This window comes from Protofrankia sp. CiP1_Cm_nod1 (genome assembly GCF_920888515.1).
Classification (GTDB): Bacteria; Actinomycetota; Actinomycetes; order Frankiales; family Frankiaceae; genus Protofrankia.
Map to the genome: position 1 here is coordinate 7,638 of NZ_CAKKTM010000185.1, position 4,183 is coordinate 11,820.

General features: G+C 72.5%; 3 protein-coding genes. All 3 read left to right on the forward strand.

Annotation, left to right across the window (positions count from 1 at the left end; genetic code table 11):
• Window positions 1–686, forward strand: a 686-nt coding sequence (locus NBX02_RS08650) for a class I SAM-dependent RNA methyltransferase (RefSeq protein ID WP_445548328.1), incomplete at its 5' end; no start/stop codon positions are given.
• A gap of 260 nt (window positions 687–946) precedes the next feature.
• A complete protein-coding gene (dxs, locus tag NBX02_RS08655) occupies window positions 947–2,887 on the forward strand; it encodes a 1-deoxy-D-xylulose-5-phosphate synthase (RefSeq protein ID WP_250284903.1) in 1,941 nt (646 codons plus the stop codon).
• 457 nt (window positions 2,888–3,344) lie between these two features.
• Window positions 3,345–4,183 (forward strand): lysylphosphatidylglycerol synthase domain-containing protein (locus NBX02_RS08660; protein WP_445548330.1); only part of this gene is annotated, 839 nt, incomplete at its 3' end.

Genomic DNA, 4,183 nt, shown 5'->3' on the forward strand with positions numbered 1-4,183 from the left:
CTGGCGCTGGCGTTGCCCCTGGTGCTGGCGCTGTCTCTGGCGCTGGCGGTCCGTCCGGTCCGGGAAGCGGTCCCGGCGCCAAGGGCGAGATCGTCGAGGTGGTGCGCGGCCGTCGGTTCCGGCTCGGCCCGGGGGTGTTCTGGCAGGTGCACCCCGGCGCGCCCGAGACGCTGGTGGACGCGGTGCTCACCGGCCTGGCGCCCCGCGCGGGGGAGCGAGCGCTCGACCTGTACGCCGGCGCGGGCCTGTTCGCCGCCGCGCTCGCGGAGGCCGTCGGCCCGGATGGCACGGTCGTGGCGATGGAGTCGGATCCGGCGGCGGTGGCGTCGGCCGCGCGCAGCCTCACCGGCCTGCCGCAGGTGTCGCTGCGCGGCGTCCGGGTCTCACCGGGCTCCCTGCGCGGGCTGGCCGGCGCCGGCGCCGACATCGCGGTCCTCGACCCGCCCCGGGCGGGTGCCGGCCGGGCCGTGATGCGGGCGCTGCTGGCCCTGAGGCCGCGGGCTGTTGCGTACGTGTCCTGCGATCCGGCGTCCCTCGCACGCGATCTTGCCGTGGCGGTTGCGCAGGGCTATTCGCTCGTCACGTTGCGGGCGTTCGATCTCTTCCCGATGACCGCCCACGTGGAGTGCGTGGCGATCCTGGCCGCTCCGGGCGGTGGAAGCCGGCAAGGGAGGCGTCTGGGATGACGGTGGGCGAACACGGCGGTGACGTACCCGTCAACACGGTGACACGCCGGGGAAAAACAGGGCGTGCACGCTCCGGCGTAGCCGCGGAACAGGGCAAACCACGCATCGTAGGCGCCGGCTGCCCTGGTTGGGGCCCGTTTGGAACGTGCTCACATGTCCGCTCCGTGACCGTGAATGATCCCCTGACCTGCGTAGACTGAGCGCGTCCGGGGCCGGATCCCCTCACAAAGGGGGAGGGAGTGCACGGAGAGGAAGTGCCGGTGTCGCTTCTGTCGACCGTCCGCAATCCGCACGATCTGAAAAAACTCGCAGCCGAGGACCTTCCCGCTCTGGCGGCGGAGATCCGTGACTTTCTCATCCACGCGGTGGCTCGCACCGGCGGTCATCTCGGGCCCAACCTCGGGGCCGTCGAGCTGACGCTGGCCATCCACCGGGTGTTCGACTCGCCGCACGACCGGATCCTGTGGGACACCGGTCACCAGTCGTACGTCCACAAGATCCTTACAGGTCGCGCGGACGACTTCGTGAACCTGCGCCAGCGCGGTGGCCTGTCCGGGTACCCGAGCCAGGCGGAGTCGCCGCACGACATCATCGAGAACTCCCACGCGTCCACGGCGCTGTCCTACGCCGACGGGCTGGCGCGGGCGTACGCGCTGCGCGGGGAGTCCCGCTCGGTCGTGGCGGTCGTCGGTGACGGCGCCCTGACCGGCGGCATGTGCTGGGAGGCGATGAACAACATCGCCGCCGCCGACCGTCCGGTGATCATTGTTGTCAACGACAACGGGCGCTCCTACGCGCCGACGATCGGCGGGCTGGCCGACCACCTGGCCTCGCTGCGGCTCGCTCCCGAGTACGAGCAGGTCCTCGACGTCGTCAAGCAGGTCCTCGGGCGCACCCCGCTGGTCGGCCCGCCGCTGTACGACGCCCTGCACGGCATCAAGCGGGGCATCAAGGACGTCGTCCAGCCGCAGGGCATGTTCGAGGACCTCGGCCTGAAGTACGTCGGGCCGGTGGACGGGCACGACGTCCACGCGCTGGAGACCGCGCTGCGGCGCGCCCGTGACTTCGGCGGGCCCGTCATCGTCCACTGCGTCACCCGCAAGGGCTTCGGCTACCCGGCCGCCGAGCAGGACGACGCCGACTGCTTCCACGCCGTCGGGGTGATCGACCCGAGCACCGGCAAGCCCACCGCGGCCGGCGGTGGCACCAGCTGGACGAGCGTCTTCGCGGACGAGATCGTCCAGATCGGCCACGAGCGGCCGGACGTGGTCACGCTCACCGCCGCCATGCTGCAGCCGGTCGGCCTGAAGAAGTTCGCCGCCACCTTCCCGGACCGGGTGTTCGACGTGGGCATCGCCGAGCAGCACGCGGTGACCTCGGCCGCGGGCCTGGCCCTCGGCGGCATCAAGCCGGTGGTGTGCGTCTACGCGACGTTCCTCAACCGGGCGTTCGACCAGGTGCTGATGGACGTCGCCCTGCACCGGCTGCCGGTGACCTTCGTGCTGGACCGCGCCGGTGTCACCGGCGAGGACGGGCCGTCCCACAACGGCATGTGGGACATGTCCTTCCTCCAGCTCGTGCCCGGGCTGGCGCTGGCCGCGCCACGGGACGCGTCCACGCTGCGCGCCCAGCTGCGGGAGGCGGTGGCGATCACCGACGGGCCGTCGGTGGTGCGGTTCTCCAAGGGCAAGATCAACGCTGACATCCCCGCGATCGACCGGGTCGGGACGGTCGACGTCCTCTACCGCTCGCCGGAGGTCACCCCGACCCGGGACGTGCTGCTGGTGGCCGTCGGCGCGATGGCGGCGACCTGCCTGCAGGTCGCCGAACGGGTCGCCAGCCACGGCATCGGGATCACCGTCGTCGACCCGCGGTGGGTCAAGCCACTCGCCCCGGAGCTCGTCGACCTGGCCCGGGCACACTCGCTGGTGGTCACGGTCGAGGACAACGGCCGGGTCGGCGGGGTCGGCTCGACGCTCGCGCAGCTGCTGCGCGACGCCGACGTGGACGTCCCGCTGCGGGACTTCGGTATCCCGCAGACCTTCCTCGACCAGGGCAAGCGTGACCAGGTCATGGCCGACATCGGCCTGTCCGCCCAGGAGCTCGCCCGCCGGATCGTCGAGATGGTCGCCGGCCGCACACCGGTTCTCGAAGGCGAGACCGAGGAAGCCGAGAAGGAAACCTCCGCCGGCCAGCGCTGACCCGGTCAACGGAATCCGTAGGTGGAAACCGCTGTCATGACGACGGTTTCCACCTACAACAGCGGAATCCGTAGGTGGAAAGTGCTGTCGTGGCAACAGTTTCCACCTACAGCCTCGGCTGAGTCCGATGTGTCGGCGGCCCGGAGCCGGCGGCGGCCCGGTGGTGGCGCGATCATGCTTCTTCCGTGCCGCCGGAAGGTGCGGGGCGCCAGGGCTCTAGGCTGGGACGATGCGGTGGATGCGGCCTGCTGACGTCCGTGGCCGTCGGACGGCGGGCCGCCATCCCACGGAGCAGGGCCCCAGCCCGGGGCCGGTCCGTCAGCCGGAGCCGGTCCGTCAGCCGGAGCCGGGCCCCCAGCCGGAGCCAGGGCATCCCGCGGAGCCGCGCCGTCCCACCGAGGTGGGACAGTTCTCGGGGGCCGGTCGGGGGCGGGACGCGCGTCGGTGGCTGGTGCGGGTGGCGTTGCTGGTCGCGGCGGGCCTGCTTGTCGTCGCTCTGGTCAGCCAGTGGAACGCCGTCCGCGCGTCGTTCAGTGAGCTGACCGCGTTCGGGGTGGCCGCCTCGGGAGCCGTCACGGTGCTGGCGGTCGGGACGACTGTGCTGTCGTGGCGGGCGCTGCTGGCGTCGCTCGGCGTGGCGTTGCCACTGCGGGCCGCGTTGCGGATCTTCTTCGTCGGGCAGGTCGGCAAGTACGTCCCCGGCAGCGTGTGGCCGGTGCTGGCCCAGATGGAGCTGTCCCGGGACCACGGGGTGCCCCGGCCGAAGGCCGCGTCCGCCAGCCTGATCGTGCTGGCGCTGGCGGTCCCCTGCGGCGGGGTGGCCGCCGCGGTGACCCTGCCGTTCGTGTCGGCGGGCGCGCTGCGGCACTACGGGCTGGTGCTGCTGGCCGTCCCGGTGTTCGCGGCCGTGCTGTATCCGCCGGCGCTCTCGGCGTTGCTGACGTTCGCGTTCCGGCTGCTGCGCCGCCCACCGTTGGAACAGCAGCCCAGCGGACGCCATGTGCTGGCCGCCGCCGGCTGGCTGCTGGCGGGCTTCGTGCTCTTCGGCGTGGCGACCTGGCTGCTCGCCCGCGACCTCACGCCGTCGGTGCACGGCGTGCGCCTGCTGCTGCTGTCGGTGGGCGGCTACTCCTTCGCCTGGACGGCCGGTTTTCTCGTGCTGGTGCTGCCGGCCGGCGCGGGTGTGCGCGAGGCGGCGCTCGTCCTCACCCTGGCGCCGGCGCTCGCGGCCGGCCCGGCGACCGTCCTCGCGCTGGTCATCCGCCTGTTCGCGACCGTGGCCGACCTGGTGTGGGC